The 24,608-nt window shown below is 54.0% G+C and carries 26 protein-coding genes and 3 pseudogenes; 7 read left to right on the plus strand and 22 right to left on the minus strand.

The genetic code is table 11. The features are described 5' to 3' along the window. Positions 1 to 63 precede the first annotated feature (63 nt). The 4 genes from PW844_RS26520 to dnaB all read right to left on the minus strand — a co-directional run bounded on the left by PW844_RS26520 (position 64) and on the right by dnaB (position 4,175). Positions 64 to 1,257 carry an amino acid aminotransferase gene (locus PW844_RS26520; RefSeq protein ID WP_299458237.1) on the minus strand — a complete coding sequence of 398 codons (1,194 nt, stop codon included), beginning with the start codon at positions 1,255 to 1,257 and terminating at the stop codon, positions 64 to 66. A gap of 48 nt (positions 1,258 to 1,305) precedes the next feature. Further along, positions 1,306 to 1,920: a YitT family protein gene (locus tag PW844_RS26525; RefSeq protein WP_299458239.1), complete on the minus strand. Its 615-nt coding sequence runs from the start codon at positions 1,918 to 1,920 to the stop codon at positions 1,306 to 1,308. Between the two features lie 228 nt (positions 1,921 to 2,148). Then, positions 2,149 to 2,640, minus strand: coding sequence for an Lrp/AsnC family transcriptional regulator (locus PW844_RS26530; RefSeq protein WP_084871837.1), 492 nt, complete (start codon positions 2,638 to 2,640; stop codon positions 2,149 to 2,151). Positions 2,641 to 2,768: 128 nt separating this feature from the next. Further along, positions 2,769 to 4,175: a replicative DNA helicase gene (dnaB, locus tag PW844_RS26535; protein WP_084871836.1), complete on the minus strand. Its 1,407-nt coding sequence runs from the start codon at positions 4,173 to 4,175 to the stop codon at positions 2,769 to 2,771. Between the two features lie 74 nt (positions 4,176 to 4,249). Between dnaB and PW844_RS26540 the strand changes: the two genes are divergently transcribed. Further along, positions 4,250 to 5,233: a quinone oxidoreductase gene (locus PW844_RS26540; protein WP_299458245.1), complete on the plus strand. Its 984-nt coding sequence runs from the start codon at positions 4,250 to 4,252 to the stop codon at positions 5,231 to 5,233. A gap of 192 nt (positions 5,234 to 5,425) precedes the next feature. Here the strand turns inward: PW844_RS26540 and pspG are convergent, their stop codons facing one another. The 3 genes from pspG to PW844_RS26555 form a co-directional block, all read right to left on the minus strand. Next, the gene (gene pspG / locus PW844_RS26545; protein ID WP_299458248.1) at positions 5,426 to 5,692 is read right to left on the minus strand and encodes an envelope stress response protein PspG; all 267 of its coding nucleotides are present in this window, start codon (positions 5,690 to 5,692) and stop codon (positions 5,426 to 5,428) included. Positions 5,693 to 5,908: 216 nt separating this feature from the next. Continuing rightward, positions 5,909 to 6,904, minus strand: coding sequence for a tRNA dihydrouridine(20/20a) synthase DusA (gene dusA / locus PW844_RS26550; RefSeq protein ID WP_299458250.1), 996 nt, complete (start codon positions 6,902 to 6,904; stop codon positions 5,909 to 5,911). Between the two features lie 98 nt (positions 6,905 to 7,002). Further along, entirely contained in the window at positions 7,003 to 8,253 is a 1,251-nt protein-coding gene (locus PW844_RS26555; RefSeq protein WP_299458252.1) for a conjugal transfer protein TraF, read from the minus strand. A gap of 449 nt (positions 8,254 to 8,702) precedes the next feature. Here PW844_RS26555 and zur point away from each other — a divergent pair, with 449 nt between their 5' ends. After that, entirely contained in the window at positions 8,703 to 9,224 is a 522-nt protein-coding gene (gene zur / locus PW844_RS26560) for a zinc uptake transcriptional repressor Zur (protein WP_299458254.1), read from the plus strand. Between the two features lie 69 nt (positions 9,225 to 9,293). Here zur and PW844_RS26565 read toward each other — a convergent pair whose 3' ends face one another. The 4 genes from PW844_RS26565 to PW844_RS26580 form a co-directional block, all read right to left on the minus strand. Continuing rightward, complete coding sequence (locus tag PW844_RS26565; RefSeq protein ID WP_299458256.1) at positions 9,294 to 9,506, minus strand: CsbD family protein; 213 nt, start codon at positions 9,504 to 9,506, stop codon at positions 9,294 to 9,296. Between the two features lie 157 nt (positions 9,507 to 9,663). After that, the gene (gene dinF, locus PW844_RS26570) at positions 9,664 to 10,995 is read right to left on the minus strand and encodes an MATE family efflux transporter DinF (protein WP_299458258.1); all 1,332 of its coding nucleotides are present in this window, start codon (positions 10,993 to 10,995) and stop codon (positions 9,664 to 9,666) included. A gap of 92 nt (positions 10,996 to 11,087) precedes the next feature. Then, positions 11,088 to 11,702, minus strand: coding sequence for a transcriptional repressor LexA (lexA, locus tag PW844_RS26575; protein ID WP_013507486.1), 615 nt, complete (start codon positions 11,700 to 11,702; stop codon positions 11,088 to 11,090). A 105-nt stretch (positions 11,703 to 11,807) separates the two neighbouring features. Beyond that, positions 11,808 to 12,176, minus strand: coding sequence for a diacylglycerol kinase (locus PW844_RS26580; RefSeq protein WP_299458262.1), 369 nt, complete (start codon positions 12,174 to 12,176; stop codon positions 11,808 to 11,810). A gap of 126 nt (positions 12,177 to 12,302) precedes the next feature. Between PW844_RS26580 and plsB the strand changes: the two genes are divergently transcribed. Then, complete coding sequence (gene plsB / locus PW844_RS26585; protein WP_299458341.1) at positions 12,303 to 14,726, plus strand: glycerol-3-phosphate 1-O-acyltransferase PlsB; 2,424 nt, start codon at positions 12,303 to 12,305, stop codon at positions 14,724 to 14,726. Positions 14,727 to 14,796: 70 nt separating this feature from the next. Here the strand turns inward: plsB and ubiA are convergent, their stop codons facing one another. From ubiA to PW844_RS26605, 4 genes are all read right to left on the minus strand, one after another. Beyond that, complete coding sequence (gene ubiA / locus PW844_RS26590; RefSeq protein ID WP_299458264.1) at positions 14,797 to 15,681, minus strand: 4-hydroxybenzoate octaprenyltransferase; 885 nt, start codon at positions 15,679 to 15,681, stop codon at positions 14,797 to 14,799. A 5-nt stretch (positions 15,682 to 15,686) separates the two neighbouring features. Then, positions 15,687 to 16,205 carry a chorismate lyase gene (ubiC, locus tag PW844_RS26595; RefSeq protein ID WP_299458267.1) on the minus strand — a complete coding sequence of 173 codons (519 nt, stop codon included), beginning with the start codon at positions 16,203 to 16,205 and terminating at the stop codon, positions 15,687 to 15,689. A gap of 131 nt (positions 16,206 to 16,336) precedes the next feature. After that, complete coding sequence (gene psiE, locus PW844_RS26600; RefSeq protein WP_084871824.1) at positions 16,337 to 16,747, minus strand: phosphate-starvation-inducible protein PsiE; 411 nt, start codon at positions 16,745 to 16,747, stop codon at positions 16,337 to 16,339. 70 nt (positions 16,748 to 16,817) lie between these two features. Continuing rightward, positions 16,818 to 17,516 carry a UTRA domain-containing protein gene (locus PW844_RS26605; RefSeq protein ID WP_299458270.1) on the minus strand — a complete coding sequence of 233 codons (699 nt, stop codon included), beginning with the start codon at positions 17,514 to 17,516 and terminating at the stop codon, positions 16,818 to 16,820. 225 nt (positions 17,517 to 17,741) lie between these two features. Between PW844_RS26605 and PW844_RS26610 the strand changes: the two genes are divergently transcribed. From PW844_RS26610 to PW844_RS26620, 3 genes and pseudogenes are all read left to right on the plus strand, one after another. Continuing rightward, on the plus strand, positions 17,742 to 18,803 hold the full coding sequence (locus PW844_RS26610; protein ID WP_299458273.1) for an ABC transporter substrate-binding protein: 1,062 nt from the start codon (positions 17,742 to 17,744) through the stop codon (positions 18,801 to 18,803). A gap of 11 nt (positions 18,804 to 18,814) precedes the next feature. Continuing rightward, positions 18,815 to 19,620: pseudogene (locus tag PW844_RS26615) on the plus strand (alkaline phosphatase family protein); the annotation flags it as partial. Next, positions 19,583 to 20,156 (plus strand): annotated as a pseudogene (locus PW844_RS26620) (ABC transporter permease); the annotation flags it as partial. The pseudogenes PW844_RS26615 and PW844_RS26620, both read left to right, overlap by 38 nt. Positions 20,157 to 20,257: 101 nt before the next feature. On the opposite strand, the gene PW844_RS26625 reads toward PW844_RS26620, so the two are convergent. The 4 genes from PW844_RS26625 to PW844_RS26635 all read right to left on the minus strand — a co-directional run bounded on the left by PW844_RS26625 (position 20,258) and on the right by PW844_RS26635 (position 21,702). Continuing rightward, positions 20,258 to 20,632, minus strand: coding sequence for a hypothetical protein (locus PW844_RS26625; protein ID WP_299458275.1), 375 nt, complete (start codon positions 20,630 to 20,632; stop codon positions 20,258 to 20,260). Next, positions 20,632 to 20,913 carry an ogr/Delta-like zinc finger family protein gene (locus PW844_RS29510; protein ID WP_367187772.1) on the minus strand — a complete coding sequence of 94 codons (282 nt, stop codon included), beginning with the start codon at positions 20,911 to 20,913 and terminating at the stop codon, positions 20,632 to 20,634. The genes PW844_RS26625 and PW844_RS29510 overlap by 1 nt, the downstream gene beginning before the upstream one ends. Before the next feature lie 76 nt (positions 20,914 to 20,989). Beyond that, complete coding sequence (locus PW844_RS26630; RefSeq protein ID WP_299458277.1) at positions 20,990 to 21,463, minus strand: YmfL family putative regulatory protein; 474 nt, start codon at positions 21,461 to 21,463, stop codon at positions 20,990 to 20,992. 29 nt (positions 21,464 to 21,492) lie between these two features. Next, the gene (locus PW844_RS26635) at positions 21,493 to 21,702 is read right to left on the minus strand and encodes a DNA-binding protein (protein ID WP_299458278.1); all 210 of its coding nucleotides are present in this window, start codon (positions 21,700 to 21,702) and stop codon (positions 21,493 to 21,495) included. Between the two features lie 94 nt (positions 21,703 to 21,796). Between PW844_RS26635 and PW844_RS26640 the strand changes: the two genes are divergently transcribed. Continuing rightward, positions 21,797 to 22,153, plus strand: coding sequence for a helix-turn-helix transcriptional regulator (locus PW844_RS26640; RefSeq protein ID WP_299458280.1), 357 nt, complete (start codon positions 21,797 to 21,799; stop codon positions 22,151 to 22,153). A gap of 320 nt (positions 22,154 to 22,473) precedes the next feature. Here the strand turns inward: PW844_RS26640 and PW844_RS26645 are convergent, their stop codons facing one another. From PW844_RS26645 to PW844_RS26655, 3 genes and pseudogenes are all read right to left on the minus strand, one after another. Further along, the gene (locus PW844_RS26645; RefSeq protein WP_299458282.1) at positions 22,474 to 23,763 is read right to left on the minus strand and encodes a phage late control D family protein; all 1,290 of its coding nucleotides are present in this window, start codon (positions 23,761 to 23,763) and stop codon (positions 22,474 to 22,476) included. Beyond that, positions 23,760 to 24,200, minus strand: a complete 441-nt coding sequence (locus tag PW844_RS26650) for a phage tail protein (protein ID WP_299458284.1) — start codon at positions 24,198 to 24,200, stop codon at positions 23,760 to 23,762. Before PW844_RS26650 ends, PW844_RS26645 begins: the two co-directional genes overlap by 4 nt. Before the next feature lie 6 nt (positions 24,201 to 24,206). Next, positions 24,207 to 24,608, minus strand: a pseudogene (locus PW844_RS26655) (hypothetical protein); the annotation flags it as partial.

Below are 24,608 nucleotides of genomic sequence, written 5' to 3' on the forward strand. Positions count from 1 at the left end.
AAATGTGCGAAAAAAACCGCCAGCCCGAAGGCATGGCGGTTCAGATTCGGCCAGAGACAGGCGTTACATCACGGCAGCAAAGGCTTCTGCGACCTGATGGACGTTGCGGCTGTTCAGACCCGCCACACACATACGACCGCTGGCAATCAGGTACACGCCGAATTCGTCGCGCAGGCGATCAACCTGCTGTGCACTGAGGCCGGTGTAGCTGAACATACCGCGTTGCTTCAGCAGATAATCGAAGTTTTGGCCCGGCAGTTTCTCACGCAGAACCGCGACTAACGCCTGACGCATTTCGATAATGCGCACACGCATCGCTTCAACTTCCGCCAGCCAGTTTTTCAGCAGCGCTTCATCATTCAGTACGCAGGAAACCACCTGCGCACCAAAGTTAGGCGGGCTGGAGTAGTTGCGACGCACGGTCGCTTTCAGCTGCCCCAGCACACGGCCCGCTTCTTCTGCGCTATCACAAACAATAGAGAGTCCGCCGACGCGTTCACCATACAGTGAGAAGATTTTCGAGAAGGAGTTGCTGACCAGCGCCGGCAGACCTGCTGCGGCAACCGCGCGAATCGCATAGGCATCTTCGTTCATGCCTGCGCCAAAGCCCTGATAAGCGATATCGAGGAAAGGAATCAGTTCCTGCGCCTTCAGCACCTCAACGGTTTGATCCCACTGTGCATCAGTGAGGTCGGCACCGGTCGGGTTGTGGCAGCACGGATGCAGCAGCACAATGCTTTGCTTCGGCAGGGTTTTCAGCGCTGCGATAAAGGCATCAAATTTCACGCCGTTGGTTTCTGCGTCATACCAGGGATAAGTATTCACCTCGAAACCCGCGCCGTTAAAGATAGCGATATGGTTTTCCCACGTTGGATCGCTGACCCAAACATTTGAATTCGGGAAGTAACGCTTCAGGAAGTCCGCACCCACTTTCAGCGCACCTGAACCACCCAGCGTCTGAATGGATGCAATGCGACCGGCTTTCAGCATCGGGTGCTCATTGCCAAACAGCAGCGGGGCAATCGCGTTACGATAAGGACCGAAACCTTCCATTGGCAGGTAGAGCGAAGCCTGATGCGGTGCCGCCTGCAGGCGTTCTTCCGCTGCGGCGACGGCCTGCAACTGAGGAATGATGCCCTGCTCGTTGTAATAGAGGCCGATGCTCAGATTCACTTTGTTGTCACGCGGATCCTGTTTGAAGGTTTCCATCAACGACAGAATCGGATCGCCGGCATAGGCATCAACATTTTGAAACACGGTGCAGATCTCCATGATTGGTCATAAAAGTCAGGTAACGATGCATCATCAAACCATATAGCGGCCGGGGCGGTGATTCATGGCGATGATCAGATTGAGGACCACCGCGCCCGCTATCGAGGCAAGCAACATAGGTACAGAGACCACAAATAACGACGCCAGCACCACACAGGTGTCAACCGCCATTTGCAGTTTTCCGGCGCGCAGACCAATGCGGTCCTGCAGCCAGAGCGCCAGAATATTGACGCCACCAAGGCTGGCCTTGTGACGAAACAACACTATAAACCCAATTCCCATCACCACGTTACCGAACAATGTCGCATAAAACGGATTTAGCGCAGAAAAATGGATGAACAGCGGATGCAGATGGGTAAAGAGTGACACCAGCGCCACGGCACAGAAGGTTTTCAGGGTAAATTCCCAGCCCATACGGCGCACTGCCAGCCAGTAAAACGGCAGGTTAATCAGGAAAAACGCGCTGCCAAACGAAAGCGGCGTCAGATAGCTAATTAAGAAAGCTATCCCGGCAGAGCTGCCGGTGAGCGCACCGGCCTGCTTCAGCATAATGACACCAAAGGAGACCATCAGCGTACCCAGCACAATCGCCAGAGCATCTTCAATGCGGGAATGGGGGATTTTGGTAGGTTGAACAACGTTATCCATGGATTTTTCTCATTGCAATTGATGCGGTTCAAATGCAAAAAACGCACCACATCGGCGACGTCTGCTCGTCGCCGATGGGTGCCAGTGATTATCCAATTGATAACTAAGGCGCTTTATTGCAGGTTTTTGTGCACTGACGAATGACTAATCCATAAACCCATGCACAAATCTGTTATCTGGTGCGCGTTTTTTGCATTTGAATGGCATTAACTGCACCAGACTAGCACATCACGCACTTTTTTGGCGCGTTTTGTGCTCGGGAATTATCATCAAACCGTTCTCTTTTAAACGGCTTAATACCACCGACGTTTTCACATGGGCCACGCTTTGATGACCCGACACCAGCTGGCTGATTAACGCACTCAATGAAGCCAGGTCAGACACGGCAACTTTCAGCAGATAATCGGCGTCGCCAGTGGTTTTAAACGCATCGACGATGGCGGTTTCCTGCTCCACCATCCGGTGAAAACTTTCTTCGTAATCGGGGGTGTGATTAATCAGCCGCACTTCAATCAAACCCACCATGCCGAGGCCGATAGCATCGGGCGACAACCGGGCGTGATAGCCGAGAATCAGGTTTGCCTGTTCCAGATTGATGCGGCGGCGTGAACATTGGGACGCCGAAAGGCCCACCAAATCACTGAGTTCCTGGTTCGTGAGGCGGCCATTAGATTGTAATAATGTCAGTATCTTAAGGTCGTAATCGTCTACCTGAGTCATTCTGCTTCCACAGCGTAATAGGGTGCGCTTTGCTACAGATAACCTGATTAAAGACGGGGTTGTCCAACACTATTTTGTGATGACGTGAAATGCATGCACAAATCGTGCATGCATAGGGGGAAAGAGGATTATTCGTCGTCGTATTGCGGGCCTGCGTAGTTATCAAAACGCGACCAGTGACCATTGAAGGTCAGACGTACTGTACCGATCGGTCCATTACGTTGTTTACCGATGATGATCTCAGCGATACCTTTCAGATCGCTGTTTTCGTGATAAACCTCATCACGATAAATAAACATGATCAGGTCAGCATCCTGCTCGATCGAGCCGGATTCACGCAGATCCGAGTTGACCGGGCGCTTATCAGCACGCTGCTCCAGCGATCGGTTCAGCTGCGATAACGCCACGACCGGCACATTCAACTCTTTTGCCAGCGCCTTCAGCGAGCGCGAGATCTCCGCAATTTCCAACGTACGGTTGTCGGACAGCGATGGCACACGCATCAATTGCAGGTAGTCGATCATGATCATGCTCAGACCATCGTTTTCACGATAGATACGGCGTGCACGGGAGCGCACTTCCGTCGGCGTCAGACCAGAAGAATCATCGATATACATATTCTTCTTTTCCAGCAGGATACCCATGGTGGCCGAAATACGCGCCCAGTCTTCATCTTCCAGCTGGCCGGTACGGATGCGGGTCTGATCAACGCGTGATAATGAAGCCAGCATACGCATCATGATCTGTTCGCTGGGCATCTCCAGACTGAAGATCAGTACCGGTTTTTCCTGCAGCATGGCGGCGTTTTCGCACAGGTTCATGGCAAACGTGGTTTTACCCATCGACGGACGAGCTGCAACGATAATCAGATCCGAGCCCTGTAAACCGGCGGTTTTTTTGTTCAGATCCTGATAACCGGTATCCACCCCTGTAACACCATCGTGCGGCGTGGCAACCAGCGATTCAATGCGCGATACCGTGGCTTCGAGGATTTGCTCAATGTTTTTCGGGCCATCATCTTTATTGGCACGCTGTTCCGCGATTTTAAAGACGTTAGATTCGGCGAAATCGAGCAGATCTTCACTGCTGCGCCCTTGCGGATCATAACCGGCATCGGCGATCTGGTTCGCCACCGAGATCATTTCTCGCACCACCGCACGTTCACGTACGATATCCGCATAAGCGCCAATGTTCGCGGCACTTGGGGTGTTTTTCGCCAGTTCGGCCAGGTAGGCAAAGCCCCCCGCCATATCCAGCTCACCACGTGTTTCCAGCGATTCCGACAGCGTAATTAGATCGATAGGTTGGCCGGCTTCCAGCAGCCGTTGCATTTCGGAGAAGATCAGCCGGTGTGAGCGATTGAAAAAATCATCCGCGACCACACGCTCGGACACATTGTCCCAGCGCTCGTTATCCAGCATCAACCCACCGAGTACCGACTGCTCCGCCTCAATGGAATGCGGCGGCATTTTCACACCTTCCAGCTGACGGTCGCGGGGTTCGTTCGATTTGTTGGTGGGTTTATTTCCTGCCATAGTGAATGCATTACCGATCTTAAGTAGTGACGCGCAAGTATAACGTCACAGGCTGAACAATCACAGGAGTCAGAATGGCAAAGCGTATTCAGTTCAACGAACACGGCGGCCCTGAAGTGTTGCAATGGGTGGATTTTGATCTTGCCGATCCCGCTGAACATGAAGTGCAGGTAGAAAACCGGGCGATTGGCATCAATTACATCGACACTTACGTGCGCAGCGGATTATATCCGGTCGCGGCGAAGCCATCCGGGCTGGGCACCGAAGCGGCGGGCGTGGTGAAAAAAGTCGGTTCTGCGGTGACGCGTTTTAAGGCGGGCGACCGCGTGGTCTACTGCCAGTCATCCCTCGGCGCGTACAGCGAGGCGCACAATGTGCACGAAGATCGTCTGGTGATTTTGCCGGAACGAATCAGTTTTGAGCAGGGAGCCGCCTCGTTCCTGAAAGGCCTGACGGTGCAATATCTGCTGCGCCAGACCTATAAAGTCAAACCGGATGAGACGTTCCTGTTTCACGCGGCGGCTGGCGGCGTTGGCCTGATTGCCTGCCAGTGGGCGAAAGCGTTAGGTGCGCACCTGATTGGCACCGTCGGCTCAGCCGAAAAAGCGCAGATGGCCAAAGATGCCGGAGCCTGGGCCACCATTAACTATCGCGACGAGGATATTGCGCAGCGTGTTAGCGAGCTGACGAACGGTAAAAAAGTGGCGGTGGTGTACGACTCAGTCGGTAAAGATACCTGGGAACCTTCACTCGATAGCCTGCGCCGTCATAGCCTTATGGTGAGTTTTGGTAATGCTTCCGGTGCAGTAACCGGTGTCGATTTGGGGATTCTGAATAAGAAAGGGTCGCTGTTTGTCACTCGCCCTTCGCTGTTCGGCTACATTACTAACCGTGAAGAACTCGACAGCGCCAGTGCTGAACTGTTTTCTCTGATCGCCAGCCATGCGATTAAAATCACCGTGCCGGAACAGCAAAAATTTGCGCTGAGCGATGCGGCAGAGGCTCATCGGGTGCTGGAAAGCCGCGCCACGCTGGGATCCAGCCTGCTGATTCCCTGACGCCAGAAAGCAAACGGGGCTTCCCGTAGGAAGCCCCTTTTTCTTTTTTATAGTTCGCGCTGGTGTAGGGACAGCGGCGATGAATTCATTGTTGACTCAACGGCAGCTATCCTGGCAGAAAACATAAGTAAAAAATATGTTTAATTGCGTATTTGTACTAAGCAATGATTAACTCTGTGATCACACCCGCATTTAGCGCCAGCCATTCTTCTCTAACTTACTGATTTTTCTTTTCAGTCGCTGCATCTTTATTTCACCATCAGGTGTGGTGAAGGCTCGATATAACCAGACGGCGACCACGGCCAGCACCAGCCACGGCAACAATTTGATAACAAGCGCAAACAACCCACCGAGGAACATCAGCACCGTTGCAACAATCAGCGCCGCAATCACACCCAGCAATGACACGCCGGTCAGCAGCAGCATGAGAAAAAAGCCGATAATAAATAATATTTCCACGAAGGCTCTCCTGTGTTGGTAACAGGAGAGGCGTTACAAGATACGTGCCAGAATGAGAATTGCGCTAACTCGCTGATATTGTTGGAGGTCGTGCGAATTACGTGCAGATGAAATGGTGAAATTCACTAACTTGTGGTGTAAACAAAACCGTGTTCTGTGATGCCAGATCATAGATCTGGTGTAATAGCGCGATAAATCGCGCCGTTACGAATCCAATCAGGCTTCCTGTGGGATTTTATCCGCCACCAGTGCCAGTGCGGCTTCCAGCACACGCACATCCGCTCCCGGTTTGTGCGCATTTTCGCTCAGATAACGACGCCATTGGCGTGCGCCCGGGATTCCCTGGAATAACCCCAGCATATGGCGTGTGACGTGGCCAAGGTAAGTCCCCTTCGCCAGTTCCGCTTCGATATAAGGGTACATACTGCGCACCACCGCCACAGGATCCACCACCGGGGTATCACGCCCAAACAGTTCACGGTCAACCTGCGCCAGAATGCCGGGGTTCTGATAGGCTTCGCGTCCCATCATCACACCATCCATATGTTGCAGGTGGATTTTCGCCTCTTCCAACGTTTTGATACCGCCATTGATAGCCATAGTTAACTGCGGGAAATCGCGCTTCAGTTGGTAGACGCGTGGATAGTCGAGTGGCGGGATCTCACGGTTTTCTTTCGGACTCAGACCCGAAAGCCAGGCTTTACGCGCGTGTATAATGAAGGTGTCACAACCCCCCTGCTGCGCCACAGTACCAACGAAATCGCACAGGAATGCGTAGCTATCCTGATCATCAATGCCGATGCGGGTTTTCACCGTCACCGGAATGCTCACCACATCGCGCATTGCTTTAATACCATCCGCGACCAGCGCAGCTTCTCCCATCAGACAGGCACCGAAGCGACCATTCTGCACACGATCGGACGGACACCCTACATTAAGGTTGATCTCGTCATAGCCACGCGCTTCTGCCAGCTGCGCACACTGCGCTAACGCCGCCGGATCGCTGCCACCCAGTTGCAGTGCGACCGGATGCTCATCCTCGCTAAAGGCCAGATAATCGCCCTTACCATGAATGATTGCGCCGGTGGTCACCATTTCGGTGTAAAGCAGCGTATCGCCGCTTAACTTGCGGTGAAAATAACGACAGTGACGGTCAGTCCAGTCGAGCATGGGAGCAATGGAAAAACGTTGCGAAGAGAAGGTATCGGTCATGAAACGCAGTAAATCCGGGGTTAAGTGATGAGAATCTGCGCAATCATACCACAGGATTGACGGGCGACACAGCCGCCCGTCGGTGTGAAGAACATCAATCAGAAGTTAAATCCGAGCTGTACCATCGCACCCCAGGTATTGTCTGCGCCAACCGAACCGGCCAGATCCAGATGTACCGTATTGTTAAACGGCGACAGGCCAAAACCGGCAGTGAAAACGTTGGTATCATTCGACTTCATATCGGCGCGATAGCCGGCACGCAGCTGCAACCAGTCCAGCACACGGTACTCGCCACCGACGCCGATATACTGGCTACTGTCTTCTGATTTAAAACGCTTAGTTTGCGTCAGATCGACATCGCCAGTCAGGGTCACAGGACCGTAGTTCCAGGCCAGACCGGTAGTGACCAGCGGACGGATTTGGTAAGTATCGCGATAGCCATCCACTTCTTTGGTATCGATGTTGCGCGAAATCAGGTTCTGACCGGTCAAACCGAAAGTCCAGTTGTCGGCAAAATCAGTGGCGATACCGGCATCCACGTTGAAACCGGTATCGGAACTGCGATAACGGCTGTTGTTGATGTCGCTTTTGTCGTAGTTGTAAATGCTGGCGGTGTAATTATACAACCAGGTTTTCTGCAGTTTTGGCGTGATGCCGACAGAGACTGGATGGCCCGCAATAGTAAACTGGTGCGCCACGGAAATACCGTAATCAGTCACTAACGCCGCAAGCCCATTGGCACTGGAGCGCAAATTATCTTCATCACCCGGCACCGGAATGATGGTCCCGTCGGCCACGCCGTTCAGATAATCTATATCGCTTTGCGCCACATTCGCACGAACATGCGCAGTGCCGTAAGCCTTGGTGATAAACGCAAAGGGCAGCGTCTCATTTGGCACGGTGACAGCCAGCGCCACGCCCGCCGAGCCATCTGCTTTGTTGCCCCGCAGGTCACTCAACTGATTCGCCATATCCCCTGCTGCGGCTTTAAGCTGCGGGTAGCCGTTGAGATAATCCTGGAAGGTTAAGTTATTGATGACATCCTGATAACGGTCGACAGTATCCGTAATGTCATCGACTTTATTAATCAGTTTGTCTTTATCGGTAACCTGCACACCCGCTGAAGGGAAAATGATGCTTACGTCATCATCAGGTTTTGCTTTGGTCATCAATGCCGGGTTCGCCAGTACCGCGGAGCTCCAGGTGGAAGACGCAACACCTGTGCCGCCCATTGCATCATTACGTGCGTCGTACCAGGTACCTGCTGCCAGAGCTGAAGAGGAAAGAAATACTGAATTCAAAACAACAAGATAAGTAACTTTTTTGCGCCTGAATAATGTCTTCACCATGAGCCTGCCATCACCTTTCAAATGTCGTGACTAAGTCATCGACGAAACAATTTACCAGCCCTTATTGTGAACCTGGGCTAACGATTTATTGCTGTGAAATAAAAGGAAATAGCACTGCTATTCGCAGAATTGACTGCTGGCGCAGCAATCTGTCGTGTATTTATGCAAAAAATTAAACGATATCTAAATTGAGGCCAGCTATTACTTAAGCCCTTTTGAACCTTAGACGCTAAGTCGGTGAGTTGCAAAGCAAAAACTGATTAGCCGGTTTGATAATAAATCCGTAATAAGGAACGCAGATGACAATATGAGAAAAAAAGAGGAATAACACTGATATTAATCTTATGAAAAACAAGATTTTTCCTGGCAATCTTCAGCGAGAAAAGCAATCACAGCAGCGTAAAAATTTGTGTGATAAAATAACATCACTCGGCACCCGGAGAAAACTTATGTCAAATTTGTCGCCAGACCAACTTCTGAACCAGGCTGAAACGCTTTGCCTGCAACGCGGCGTGCGTCTGACCACACAACGTGCCGAAGTGCTACGCCTGATGGCCGAGCAAAATGGATCGATCAGTGCTTATGATTTACTGGATCAATTGCGCGTCAGTGAACCCCAGGCAAAACCGCCAACTATCTATCGTGCACTGGATTTTCTGCTGGAGCAGGGATTTATCCATCGCGTTGAATCCAACAACAGCTACGTGGTCTGCCATCATTTTGATGAACCTGCACACACCTCAGTGATGCTGGTTTGTGACCGCTGTGCAGCCGTCAGTGAAAAACATGCGCATGGCGTTGAAAAGATCATCTCCGGATTGGCTGAACAAGCGGGTTTTGCGTTGCGCCATAGCGTGATTGAAGCCCATGGACTCTGTGAAAATTGTGCCGAAGTGGAAGCCTGTACCCATCATGAAAGTTGCGATCATGATCATCAGGTTGAAGGCAAAAAGCGGTTGAGGAAGGGATAAATGGCACCTCCTTGTGCCAACCCGATCATCAGGATCGGAGCTTAGGAGAATCGTCCTTAAACGGGTCCGTTACCAGCGGTGATCCTTGTTGTGACTTTCCCAGTCTTTCACTTCACGCTCGGCCTGGTCTTTAGCGTAGCCATAGCGTTCCTGAATTTTACCGACAAGCTGGTCACGTTTCCCTTCGATGACGGTCATATCATCATCAGTCAGCTTGCCCCATTTTTCTTTCACTTTCCCTTTGAATTGCTTCCAGTTTCCACTCGCTTCGTCTTTGTTCATAACCGTTCTCCATGTCATTTCCAGTGAGTTGACGGCATACCCATTTCCTGAAGGTAAAAACCGATATAACACGCTACTTAATTGCGTTGTTAAGGATAATTATAGTAGACAATGAATGTCAGGCAGCACACTTACGGATTAATCTGTAATCAACAAGTTATATTCCACTATACGAAAACCAACTATCATGACGCCAGTGGCGGCGCCAGACCAGCCACAACGTGAGTCCGCGTAATGCCAGAAATACCGTCACCGCCAGCCACAAACCATGATTTCCCAACCAGGGTAAGGTGAGCAACGACAGACCATAACCCAGCGCCGCCAGCGCCATGCTGTTACGCATTTCCCTGCCACGCGTCGCGCCGATAAACATGCCATCCAGCAGATAACACCATACCCCCACCAGGGGCATTACCACCTGCCATACCAGGTAACGATCAGCGGCTGTGCGGAGTTCGTCCAGCGAGGTCAGCAACCCGACAATTTGCACCCCGCACAGGGCATACATCATGGCGAACAGCAACGCCACCAGCCCCGCCTGACGGCATGCCGCGTGCCAGACCAGCAACAACTGGCTGCGATCTTTCGCACCAACCGCTTCACCAGAGCAGGCTTCAACCGCATAAGCGAAACCATCCAGTGCGTAGGCTGTGAAAGTGAGAAACATCAGCAGAACCGCGTTGACTGCAACCACATCTGGCCCAATGCGCGCGCCAAAGATCGTCAGAGAAGCAAAACAGATTTGCAGCAGAAATGAGCGCAACATAATGTCGCGATTGAGACGAAACAGGCGGGCGGCACCACCGCGCCAGCTCTCTTTCAGCAGGGTGAAATCAATACCACGTAGCTTTAATACCCTGGCTACCATTAATAGCCCGACACCCAGGGTGACGTATTCGGACAGCGCCGTAGCCGCAGCAGCGCCTGCCACTCCCCAGTGCAGGCCGAGCACAAACAGCAGATCCAGCAGAATATTGACCAGGTTGCCCACCACCAGCAAAACAACGGGTGCACGTGCATACTGCACACCCAACAGCCAGCCCAGGAGTACCAGATTAGCCAGCGTAGCGGGAGCACTGAGCCAGCGAATCTGAATAAACAGTTGCGCCTGTTGCTGTACCGCAACGCTGCCCCCCATTAGTGCAGCCGCCAGATTGCTGACAGGTGTGCGCAACAACATAAACAACACGCCTGCGATCAATGCGATAAACAACGGTTGGGTAAGCGCACGCGCCAGCGCCGTTTTATCGCTGGCACCAAATGCCTGGGCAGTCAGTCCGGTCGTACTCATGCGTAAAAACAGCAGCAGCATAAAAATGAAGCTGGTTGCAGTGCTACCCACTGCCACGCCACCGAGATAGATAGGACTGTCAAGATGGCCAATCACCGCGGTATCCACCACGCCGAGCAATGGCACCGTGATATTCGAAAGGATCATCGGCAGCGCCAGCCGCCAGAGTGTCTTATCAGAGGAGGAAAACAGCTGCATCAGCCCGTCCCGGTTTGTGCTGCGCTACAGTTATTTTGGCAAATCAAACCACGGCAGCGCAGAGGCGCTACCGTAGTGGGGGATTTAAAGGATTAAAGCCATTCGCCGTTGCGTACGATACCCACCGCCAGCCCTTCAACGGTGAGTGACTGTTCACGGGTATCGACCACAATCGGCTGGAAGTCACTGTTTTCTGGCAGCAGCTGCACAATCGCACCCTGCTTTTTCCAGCGTTTCACTGTGACTTCATCATCAATGCGCGCCACCACGACCTGACCATTGCGCACTTCCTGAGTCTTGTGTACCGCCAGTAAGTCACCATCCATAATGCCGATATCTTTCATCGACATGCCGCTAACGCGCAGCAGGAAATCAGCGGTGGGTTTGAAGAGGTTGGCATCAACCTGGTAGTGAGCCTCGATGTGCTCCTGGGCCAGTAAAGGTTCACCCGCGGCGACACGGCCAATCAGCGGCAGCCCCTCACTGGCTTCTTCTTCCATTAATAAACGAATACCGCGCGACGCTCCGGAGACGATTTCAATCACGCCTTTGCGTGCCAGAGCCTTCAGATGTTCTTCTGCCGCATTCGGTGAGCGGAAGCCCAGTTGCGCAGCAATTTCCGCACGCGTTGGCGGCATGCCCGTCTGGTTGATATGGTCGCGAATCAGATCATAGACCTGTTGCTGCCTGCTGGTTAACGCTTTCATCCCGCCCCCTGGTTGTTTATACAGTCGCTGTGAGTATATACAGGTATTGGCGAAATGGAAACCAAAACTGAGGGAAAAATCAGCGAGTTGATGAATCCGGAATCCTTATCGCAAATGCGACCAAAGCAGCGCGATCCAGACGAAAATAGCCAGTAAGATAGCTAACAATACGGCAGCCGACCCCATGTCTTTCGCGCGTCCGGCCAGCGGATGACGCTCCTGACCAATGCGGTCGACGACGGCTTCAATGGCACTATTCATAATCTCAACGATGACCACCAGCACCACAGAACCGATCATGAGTACGCGGGAGATCGCGTCAACATCCAGCCAGCATGCCACCACAATCGCCACCAGTGCGGCGATAGCCTCCTGGCGAAATGCCGCTTCATGTTGCCAGGCGGCGCGCAATCCCTGCCAGGAATAACCGGCAGCTTTCACTATCCTGAGAATACCGGTGACGTTATTTGCCATGTCGTTGAACCCTTTACTCGTTTTGACGTCAATGTCTGGGCAGCCGGGAATGGCACGGCCACAGATCTTCGCGGCACTTTCTGGTATGCTTGCCGCGCTTTGCTAACAAGAGGCTTAAAGTTGTCTATGTCAGGTTGGCGTAAACTTTATTATAAATTATTGAATTTACCACTCTCCATTTTGGTAAAGAGTAAGGCTATTCCGTCGGATCCTGTATCTGAACATGGGTTAGATTCAACGCGGCCAATCCTATATGTGCTGCCTTACGATTCCAAGGCCGATCTACTCACACTGCGTTCGCAGTGTCTGAAACACGATCTGCCGGATCCGCTTACACCGCTGGAAATTGATGGTACGTTGTTGCCACGCTATGTCTTTATCCACGACGGTCCACGCGTTTTCCCTTATTTCGTGCCGAATCTGGAGTCAGTGAAGCTATTTCATGACTATCTCGATTTGCATCGCAGCAACCCCGAACTGGATGTGCAAATGCTGCCAGTGTCGGTGATGTTTGGACGCGCACCAGGCCGTGAAGTACAGGGTGAGCAGACGCCACATCTGCGCATTCTTAACGGTGTACAGAAGTTCTTTGCCATTCTCTGGCATGGCCGCGACAGCTTTGTCCGCTTCTCGCCGACAGTGTCACTACGTCAGATGGCAACCGAGCATGGAACTGACAAGTCAATTGCGCAAAAACTGGCCCGCGTGGCGCGTATTCACTTCGCCCGCCAGCGTCTGGCTGCCATCGGCCCGCGTTTACCCGCCCGCCAGGATCTGTTTAACAAGCTGTTGCAATCGAAAGCCATTGAAAAGGCTGTGGAAGATGAAGCGCGCAGCAAAAAGATTTCCCATGAGAAGGCACAGCAGAACGCCATTGAAATGATGGAAGAGATTGCGGCTGACTTCTCCTATGAGGCCATCCGCGTCACTGACCGCGTCATGGGATGGATGTGGAGCCGACTCTATCAGGGTATCAACGTCAATGGCGGCGAGCGCGTACGTCAGCTGGCACAGGATGGTCACGAGATTGTCTATGTTCCCTGCCATCGCAGCCATATGGATTACCTGCTGCTCTCCTATGTGCTTTACCACCAGGGTCTGGTACCACCGCACATCGCTGCCGGTATCAATCTTAACTTCTGGCCTGCCGGTCCGATTTTCCGTCGCCTGGGTGCGTTCTTTATTCGCCGTACCTTTAAAGGCAACAAGCTCTATTCTACTGTTTTTCGTGAATATCTTGGCGAGTTGTTTAATCGCGGCTACTCGGTTGAATACTTTGTCGAGGGTGGACGTTCACGTACCGGCCGCCTGCTGGACCCGAAAACCGGCACCCTGTCGATGACGTTACAGGCCCTGTTGCGTGGCAGCAGCCGTCCGATTACTTTCGTGCCGATTTACATTGGGTACGAGCATGTGATGGAGGTGGGGACCTACGCCAAAGAACTGCGCGGGGCGGTGAAAGAAAAAGAAGGCTTTATGCAGATGGTGCGCGGCCTGCGTAAGTTGCGCAATCTGGGCCAGGGTTATGTCAACTTCGGCGAACCGCTGCCGCTGGTGAATTACCTGAACAAACATGTGCCGGAATGGCGTGAGTCCATCGATCCGATTGAACCACCGCGTCAGGCGTGGATGACCCCCGCCGTGAATGACATCGCGAACCGTCTGATGGTGCGAATTAACGAAGCCGGGGCCGCCAATGCGATGAACCTGTGCGTTACCGCACTGCTGGCATCTCGTCAGCGTTCGCTTACCCGCGAGCAACTGATTGAGCAACTGGAATGCTACACCCAGTTGCTGCGCAATGTCCCTTACTCGTCAGAAGCCACAGTGCCGGACCTCAGTGCTGAAGCGCTGCTTGATCACGCCATGGGCATGAACAAGTTTGAGACCGAGCAGGACAACATTGGTGACATCATCATTCTGCCGCGCGAGCAGGCGGTTCTGATGACCTATTACCGCAACAATATCCAGCATATGCTGGTTATGCCATCATTGATTGCAGCGATTGTGCAGCAGCACCGTGAAATCAGTGAAGCGGAGTTACTGCGCCAGGTGAGTCTGGTGTATCCAATGCTGAAGAGTGAACTGTTCCTGCGCTGGAGCAGCGATGAGTTACCCGGCTTGCTGCAGAATCTTTGTGCTGAAATGGCGCGCCAGGGTCTGGTGAGCCAACAGGATGGCCTGCTGAAGCTGAGTGCTGCACGCTCTCGTACCCTTCAGCTATTGGCAGCCGGTATTCGTGAAACCTTACAGCGTTTTGCCATTACCTTCTCCATCCTCAGCGCGAAACCCAGCATCAACCGGGGCACGCTGGAGAAAGAGAGCCGCACGCTGGCACAGCGCCTGTCAGTGCTCCATGGCATTAATGCACCAGAGTTCTTCGATAAAGCGGTATTCACGACACTGGTGATGACCCTGCGAGATGAGGGCTATCTCAACGACAGCGGCGATGCCGATGTGCAACGTACGCAGATTATGTGGCTGATGCTGGCAGAGCTGGTCACCAGCGATGTGCGCCTGACGATTGAGAGCGCCACCGTTCACGATTAACGCCAGCCAGAAATAAAAAAGCCGTCATCCTTTACCGATGACGGCTTTTTTTTCATCTGATCTACCGCGACTACATCAAACCAATAAACGGCAGGGTATTCAACAGAATGCCAATAAACAGCACCAGGCCAACGTAGTTATTGTTGAGGAACGCCTGGAAGCAGGGATCACGCTCGCGACGGGCAATCAGTTTCTGTTGATGGACAAACAAGCCTGCCGCCAGCAACAGCGACCAGTAAAATGCACCATTCAGATTCAGCAGTAATCCCACCACAACCATCAGACCCAGCGTCGCCAGTTGCAGCAGGCCGATGATCAGCTTGTCATACCGACCAAACAGAATCGCCGTCGATTTCACCCCAATCTTCAGATCATCATCCCTGTCCACCATGGCGTATTGCGTATCGTATGCAACGGTCCAGCACAGGTTAGCAATAAACACCAGCCAGCAAACCAGAGGTAAGGACTCACTAACTGCGGCCCAACCCATCGGAATCGCCCAGCCAAATGCCGCACCCAGGACCACCTGTGGCAGATGGGTATAGCGCTTCATAAAGGGATAGACCCAGGCCAGTGCCAGCCCGACAACCGACAGCAGAATCGTCATAAGATTCATGGTCAGTACCAGCACAAATGCCAGCAACGCCAGGCCAACAAACAGCACCTTTGCCTCTTTCTCAGACACCAGACCACTGGCTAGCGGGCGGGCGGCAGTGCGTTTCACATGCCCATCGACTTTACGGTCAGCGTAGTCATTGATCACACAACCGGCCGCACGCATCACGATCACACCCAACACAAACACCAGCAGTACCGATAACGGCGGGATCGCCATTCCCGATAACCACAGCGCCCATAGTGTGGGCCACAACAACAGCAAGGTGCCAATGGGTTTATCTATACGCATCAGGCGGCTGTACGCCTGCAATTTATTTATTCCCAGAGTCTTTTGCACAATCTTTATCCTTGAACCTGCGCGTGGTACAGCGGTGACGCAGGTAAAAACAGTTCAGTTAACAACAGCGGCTTGCCCGATAAACGTAGGCGTGAACGACGTCCCCACAATTCATCAACCTGGCCAGGTTCGATAAAATCGCGTGTCAGCGTTGAAGAAGCAAAAAGATATCGGCCAAGAGGTCGCGTGCCGAGTTGCTGTAGCATTTGCTCAGGTCCATTTAGCGTGCTTTCAGGCACCAGTGTTCGCCCAGCCAGCCAGGGGGTACCGTCACCACACAAGATAATTTCCCGCAGCCAGAAGCGTTCATCCTCTGGCAGTTGCTGGCCTTCATCCTCCAGCTCACTGGCAGGGATAAAACCTTCACGCACAACCTTGACAGTGACCTGCTGGCAATGCTGCTCAAAGCGCCGGGTCATTGAATCCTCTTCCATAAGCCAGTCCAGCAAAGGAGCGGAAAGCAAAGGAGAAGAAGCGGGCAGCCAGTGCAGCGCACGCAGTTGCGCCAGCGCATCCTGAGACATAAAAACACTCCACAGAAAAAAGTGTCTCAGTGTAACGCACCACTGCCGCTGCGTGCTTGCACGAATTGGTAACGGCGCGGTTTTCGGCACCCGAAGGCAAAATAAAACATCGCGCCGCTATAGCAGGTGAATTACTCGCGTTTCAGGCGGTTGCTGTTCGCCAGCCACAAGGTAATCACCAGAATCAGAATAGCCGCCGAATAGCACAGCGTATCGAAAGGATTTTTATGGTCGACAATAATCAAACGAATAATCGCGGTAATACCGATATAGACGAAGTAGCGCAGCGGGAAGTGATAACCCGACTGAAAATACTTCACAATCAGCGCGATAAACTCGAAATAGAGAAAATAGATAACAATCCCTTCGATTAGCAGGAATGACGATGCCTGTTCGCCAGTGCTGAACAGCACATTCGCCAGATGGATGGTTTCTTTACCGAGAAACACCACCAGAATGATTGCCAGGATCACCAACCCGAGGTTCAGCACCCATTGCAGACCCCGGGCAATCAGTTGCCCCGCCATTGATTTTTCAGTCATTTCTTCGCCTTAATAGAACGCCTTATCTCTGGCGCTATCATGCGATAGTGTGATCAAATTCACAATATACTCAAACATCAACATCCACACAGAGCGCATCGTAGCGCCAGTATTCACAGTCACAGTCAATCACCCGTTTATGCTGGTCACGGTTGATACGGGTGATCAGTAACCCCGGTGTGCCACTGGCAACATTCAGCGCAGGCGCTGCGCGAGCGGGCAATGGCCCCGGCAAAATAGTAAAGCGCGCACCGCCGTAACGGATGCCATAGCGCTGGTTATAGAGGTCAGTCAGGGAACGGGTGAGATCCTCTTCAAGCAGGCCGGGAAAATAATGTGGATTGAGGTAGTGCTCCACATACAACACCGCACGGCCATCGATGCGCCGCAGACGACGAATCAGATAAACATCATCTCCCTCCGCCAGCTGCAACTGTTGCGCCACCGATTGCAGCACCGGTACCTGGCGCGCCTCGATCACTTCGGTGCTGGCAATACGTCCCTGCTGTGCCGCCATCGCGTGGAAATGGCTGTGATGCAGCGGGTTATATACCAGCCTTGGCGGCGCCAGAAACCAGCCACGCCGCAGCTCGCGGTAGATAATGCCCTGCGCCTCCAGCAATCCCAGCGCTTCACGCAGGGTAATACGCGTGGTGGAATATTGTTCGCTCAGGCTGCGTTCAGCCGGCAAGCGCCCGCTGGCGAACTCCCCTGCATCAATACGACTGTGCAGCGCGGCTGCAATTACGTCCGCCGTTTTCGACGACATCTATAAAGCCTCATTTTGGGGCGAAGCTGCACTATGACAGTTCGATGACAATTCAGTGACAAGCTATGCCCGACATCATTGCGCTCCAGCATGGCATGTGGATTTGCTCGCCACACCACATTTCACCGCTGTAGTCATAAAACCTTCATATGCAAAGGCTACATTGGCTCGGTTCTTGCTGGACTAGACCAAGATGTCCCTCAACTTACACCGGGAGCAACTGAGATGAAAGCGTTAATCGCCTCTGTAGTAGCCAGTGCCGTACTGCTTGCGCTGCCCGCCGCGCAAGCTGCCGACAACGATCTTGCCGCGCTGGAAAAAGCCGCGCGCAGCGAAGGTCAAATCAACAGTGTCGGCATGCCAGATAGCTGGGCCAACTGGAAAGACACATGGAATGACATCAGCAGCAAATATGGCCTGAAGCACAGCGATACCGATATGTCTTCGGCGCAGGAACTGGCGAAATTTGCCGCAGAGAAAGAGAACGCCAGCGCCGATATCGGTGACGTGGGTGCCGCTTTCGGTCCTGTTGCGGTCGCGAAAGGTCTGGCTCAGCCTTATAAGCCAACACACTGGGATCAGGTCCCGGATTGGGCGAAAGACAAAGAAGGTAACTGGATGCTGGCTTATACCGGCACCATCGCTTTCCTGGTCGACAAACAGCAGGTTAAAGATGTGCCGCACAGCTGGGCCGATCTGAAGAAAGGTAAGTATGTGGTCACTATCGGTGACGTAGGCGTGGCTGCTCAGGCTGCCAACGGCGTGCTGGCGGCCAACTATGCGCTGGGCGGTGATGAAAAGAACCTGAAACCGGCACTCGGTTTCTTTGCTGATCTCGCCAAACAGGGCCGCCTGGGCGTGACCGATCCGGTGATTGCCAACATCGAAAAAGACGAAATCCAGGTTGCTGTGGTGTGGGACTTTAATGGCCTGAACTATCGCGATCAGATCGACAAAAACCGCTATGAAGTGGTGATCCCGTCTGACGGCTCCGTGACCTCTGGTTACACCACCATCATCAACAAATACGCCAAACACCCGAACGCCGCCAAACTGGCGCGTGAATATATCTTCTCTGATGCTGGCCAGACCAACCTGGCGAAAGGTTATGCACGCCCGATTCGCGCGCAATACCTGACGCTGCCAGCAGACGTGCAGGCCAAATTGCTGCCGCAGTCTGAATATAAAAATGCCCGCCCGATCAAAGACCAGGCTGCCTGGGACAAAACGTCGTGTGCGCTGCCGCGTCTGTGGCAGGAGAACGTAATCATCAATATGCAGCAGTAAGGAGAAAGGGGATGAAAACGATCCTGGTGGTACTGGATGGGTTGAGCAATCAGGTCGCACAACATGCGATGGGCTACCTGTTTGCCGAATGCGCGCAGGGCAATGGTCAATATTACACGCTGACCTGCGAACTGCCGTCACTGTCGCGCCCGCTGTATGAATGCATTCTCACCGGTATCACGCCGGTGCGCAGCGGTATTATTCATAACGGTGTCAGCCGGTTGAGTAAAGAGCGCAGCATCTTCCATTACGCGCGCGCCGCCGGTTTAACCACCGCTGCCGCTGCCTACCACTGGGTGAGTGAACTCTATAACCAAACCCCCTTCAATGCAGCGCGCGACCGGCATACGGTCGCGCCTGATCTGCCCATTCAATATGGGCACTTTTACTGGGACGACGGCTATCCGGATTCCCATCTGTTTGAAGACGCGGAAAGCCTGCGTCTGCGTCACGACCCTGACTTTTTGTTGATCCACCCGATGAACATCGATGATGCCGGGCACAAACATAGCCTGTATCGCCACAGTACCTCATCCGCTTCACGCATGGCTGACGGTTATCTGTCGCACTGGATGCCGAGCTGGCTGGCCGCCGGTTATCAGGTGATTGTCACTGCCGATCCTGGCATGAACGATGACCGTTCGCCACGGCGGCATTTTGCCGGAAGAGACTCATGCCCACGCTGTGCGTGTATGGTGAGGGCTTCTCACAGCAGCCAGATCCGGAACCATAACAAACGGAGCTGTGCGGTATCGTCTGCACCCTGCTGGGCGTTGAGCATGATAAACCGGTCCGTAGCGGTCTGCTGGCTAGGAGCCCGCGTCCCGAAGGGTACAGGCCTCGCGCTACCTTTGTTGCTGCCCTTTGCCCTGTTTGGGTAGCATTCCAGCTCGCGCCCTTGCTGTGGATCGCCATCAACAGCTTCTGGAGCTGACATGAATGAAGCCTGGGGGCTGGATAATTACACCGATATCCTGACCTCACCCTTCTATTTACAGGCGTTTCGCCTGTCGCTGGATATCTCCATCTGGTCGAGCATTTATGGTTTGCTGATTGCGCTGGTTGCCGGTTATTCGCTGCATCAGCTGGGCAGCGGACGTTTTCAGCGCTTTTTGATGTCGTTTACCAACATGACCAGCAACTTCGCCGGCGTCCCGCTGGCGTTTGCCTTTGTCATTTTGCTGGGCCTGAACGGCTGCCTGACGCTGCTGCTGCGCCACTACAATTTGCTGGAAAGCTTAAAACTGTTCTCCTTGCGACGGCATGGTGATTGTTTACACCTGGTTCCAGATCCCGCTCGGTATTCTGTTGCTGTATCCGGCCTTTGATGGCCTGCGTCAGGACTGGCAGGATTGCTCAGGTCCATTCGGATGGAAAGTGCTGTGTTCATGGCTGTATTCCTGATTTCGGGCGCAATTCGCCCAAACCCACACGCTTCGGGTGGTGCTATTCGTTCAGATGGTTGGGGGTGTCTGTCGCTGCTCGGGAGCGTCAATCAGGTGCAGAAAGATCAGTGCAACGGGGATCGCGAAAGAGTGGCCGCTCACAGGATCGGTGAGCACTGCCACGGACTCACTGCTGCTGGCCAGATCCAGACGGCGCTGATCTCCGGAAGAACGCAGTTCGCCATATGCCAGACCCGCAAGGGTTTCTGCGAGGTAGACCGGCACTTCGAGAGTGGTCTGCAGATAGGTGACCGCACGTGTGAATAGCAGCTGATCATTGTCCAGGTGTTCTGCCTGGTGACGCTGCATAAAGCACAGGGCCGCGCTTTGCATCGTAGTGCGATATTCGCGTTCAGGGTTTTGCGCTTTGAGTGAGATTTTCATCAGGCCATCTCCAGTCCAAGTAGATCCATTTGGTGTTCGCCTTCCTTTTTCATGGCGTGCCGGCGAATCGCGACGGGCGCGACAGGTAGGCAAACCGAGGGGTTTGGCATACCGGATGGGCTCATCTCATGAGTCATCTCGAACTGGGCCCGGACTGACCATCCACAGGCTTCGTTGGTGCATTGCAGGTAGGCAATCCGCAAAAAGATATGCGTGCCTTCACTGGTTCGGATGCGCATTCGCCCCTGGCAGTGCGGACATACCAGCTTGTAAGTGCTCACTTTTTCTCCCCGCCGCTAGTCGCGGCCTTCGGCTGACGCCGAGAATTGGCGGCGCTTCCTGCGCCTACTTCGATTCCTACTTGCCCGGAGCTTCCCGGTGCAGAACGATCACAGCGGTGATCTCTTCATGTCGGGCTGCGACGTGCGCACGGTGCGCAGCGAGAATTTCCTGCACTTCGTCATCCTTGATGACCCCATCTTCGAGGGCCTTGGCGATGATGGCGTCGACCAGACCGCGCTTGATCGCGGTGTTGATCGAACGTGCGTACAGATCGAGGTTCTCCAACTCGCCAGCCTCGGCTACCGGAACGAAGACGCCTCCGTACAAGCTGCAAACGAAATCCGGCAGGTGAGTGGTACCCGTCTGGGTTTCAAGGAGGCAGATCTGCTCGTCCGTCAACGGGCGGCTGCCGGCGTTCTCATAAGCGTGGTTGTCGAATTTCTTTACCGACATACCAAGGCGGGGAGCTGCGCAATCTCGTCCGCCTGGGTAAGCGCAGATCACTGCGCTTACGACTTGCCGGCGGGTTTCTAGAACGGTGCGTTTCATCTTCTGGTTTCTCACCGGGAGAACTGCAATTAGTTTGATATCACGCCGTCTTTGATTCGCAGGAGCACTGCCGCTCGTCGGGCCTCACCACGAACGCCCTTCTTACGACCGTTTAAAAGATCGCTGACCAAATTTTTGTTCAATGCATGTTTACGGCAGAACTCGGCGATGGTTACCCCGTTGCGGTCAAGTTCTGCGCGGGCTTGCTCGGTTGTCAGGAGGACGGGCATAGTGTTCATGTGTGTTCAATCGTGTTGTGTGTGCCATCATTATGCCCAAGAAATTGTGTGTGTAAAGCGGCGCATGCCAAAAATTTGTGTATGCGGAGATTCCTTGGAAAAAACTTTGGGCGAGCGGCTCCGGGAAGAGCGCGACCGGCTTGGCATCAATCAAAATGAGCTGGCTGACATTGGAGGGGTAAAACGTAACTCCCAGGGTAATTACGAGCGCGGGCGGCAGAACCCCGACACCGCATATTTGCTCGCGATCTCTAAAGTGGGAGTCGATGTGATGTACGTTCTTTTTGGTCAGCGCGATGCCGCGATGGGCGCGCAGACAGAAGGCGAGGCTGAGGTGATGGGGGCGTTTCGCTCGCTGAGCCCAGCCGACCAGGCTGTAGTACGGCGTGTCGCTACGGGGCTTGCAGAAATGAATGTCCTCAGCGCGCCGCCTCCGACGTTGGCCGAGTAAGCATGCAACATTCAGCCCATCATTCCACTCATCGCAGTTAGCCGAAAGTAAGGACTCAGTGCGCTTCAGAAACTGCTGGATCCGTCGATGCGCTCCGTTTCGCAGGAGTATTAAGCATGTTGGATCGAGGCGTTTTGGAGAGACTTGAGCAGGATGCTCGGAACAGCGACTGTACCCATCCGCAGTTGACGAAGCTGGAGTGCATGCTGCTCCACCGGTACCGGCAGATGTCGGAAACTGACCAAGAGCACTTGCGTCGCCTGGCGGAAATGCTGACCCGGACTTAATAGGTCCGAGTCTGCAAACCGCGCCCCGGCTGTTCACGCCGGGGCACCGGAAGCGGATGGGCTGTTTTTCGCCTGCAGCCGCTTGTATTCCCGTTCGACAGCCCGCTTGGCTGTTGCCTTGCTTTCGTACAGGTGGGTAAGCCGGCGAGGTTGCGACTGGTCACCCTCCGTGATGGTGTGCTGTTTGCCCGTCTTCGATTCCCGATACCAGGCAACGATACCGGTGTAGTTTTTCCCGTCTTCCGCCAGCTCTGCGACTTCATCCCCATCAGGCAGTTTCGACTCCAGTTCAAGGCTGGTAGTGAACGCGTCCGAGGTGAAACTGTGTTTGACGTTGCCCCCCAGCCAGATGATGTCGGCTATTTCCTGTTTGATTCCGGTGAGGGAGTAGGTCAGCTCCGGCGTCAGCTCAGGCCGCCCTCGGGCGAGCGTGTAACTCAGCGTGGCGGTCCCGCGCTGCAGTCGATTCCATTCGGCGCGCGCCGCGACCAGGGCGCTCTTCTGATCGGTGTAGGAGTGCCGCAGATCTTTGATGTTTTCCCCGCCACCCGAGATCGCGCTTTTTTTCTCGGCACTGTTCACGTCGTAATAAAACGCACGCACCCCCGTGTAGCTGTCGCGATCCGCCTGCAGGAATCGGTGCTGGTCACCGTCCAGCCGCGTCAACGTGACGTGTGGCAGGTTTAATCCGCTGGCGGTTGTGGCTTTCCCGATCGGCATGAATAACAGCCTATCGGCCTTTACGGTGGCGATCGCGTCGTATTCCTGGCCCAGGCGCGTCAGCAGATTCGCGTCTGATTCGTTGGCCTGGTCGAGGTGCACCAGCTCGATGACGTTCAGAACAGCACTCACGACAGGAGCGAGCCCGTATGCGCCGGCGATGGCCTGGATCACTGCGCCGATCGTTTGGCTGTGCCAACTCCGCTCCCGCTTGACCTTCAGGCCTGCCCGCAGGTCGACACTGCGCGCGCGGATGCTCAGCTGATCCGGTGCACCGCTGTGCTCAGTTTCATCAACGGTGTACGACCCTTTGTCGATCAATCCGGTGTCGCTCCAGCCCAGCCAGAGGCGAAGGATCGCCCCTTTGGGGGGAATCACCAGAAGCCCGTCATGGTCGGAAAGTGTCACGTCCAATTGATCAGCTTCAAGTCCCCGGTTGTCCGTGAGTTCAATGCCCATCAGACGCTTTTCCACAGCCGCGGTGATGTCGCGACCGTCGACCACCAGGCGGCAGATCGGTCGTGGATAAGCTTTCGCCTCGCGCATCGAATCCTGAGCGCTGTTCAGATAACGGTCGACCTGGTCGAGGGCCTGATCTATCACAGGATGGCCCTCAAGATGTTGCCGGAGGTGCTGACAGCGGCCCCGAGCAAGTCAACCCGGCCGTCATCAATGCGTTTCAGGGCAATCGTGAATTCGATCCGGCGCGCCGCGCCATCCTGGAAGAACAAAGTTCGGGTCTCATTAATGCTTTCGATCACCCATATCCCAAGGATTCGCCCTGTGCCCTCGACCAATGGCCAGGCTTTACCTGTGTCTGCCATGTAACGCAGGGTGTCCAAACTCAGTGGCGTGCCGGCCAGCGCTGGTAGCAGCACGCCGGGGAGCGTTATCGAATCATCACCGCGCCCCAGGAACTGTCGTGCGGGGTTTGTGCCGATGCGAGAGGTCGAACCATGCCGCCATTCCGTCTGCCGCTGCAGCTCCTGGTACACCAGCGTCTCAAGGCTGAAGATGAACATGCCGAGGGCCATCATCATGGTCGATTACTCCTGGTCATACAGCGCGCTGCGTGCTCGTGCGCGCTTGGCGTTCTGACGTTTATCCAGCTCGGCAGAAACTGCACGGGCGATCGCGGCCGCGTCCATTCCTGGCGTCGGGTGAATGTTGATTTCGATATGGTCCGGTGCTGGCTGCACGACGGGCTGCGGCGCCACAGATGCGATCGGGGGCCGATTGTCCACTGCGATCGACGCAGGTGCGCCTGTCATGCCAACCGCGACGGCACCGGCCTGAGCCAAGTTCTTGCCCATGCTGCTGATGGCATCGAGCATGCCGAACCCGCTGGATGAATTGGGAGCCTGGCTTTCTCCAGCGGCATTCGGACCGGGCATCCCGAGTGCGATTTGCCCAACCTGTGCCACGCGTTTTCCGATGCCGGCGAGGAC

This window comes from Pantoea sp. (assembly GCF_028283705.1).
In the GTDB taxonomy this organism is placed as follows: Bacteria; Pseudomonadota; Gammaproteobacteria; order Enterobacterales; family Enterobacteriaceae; genus Pantoea.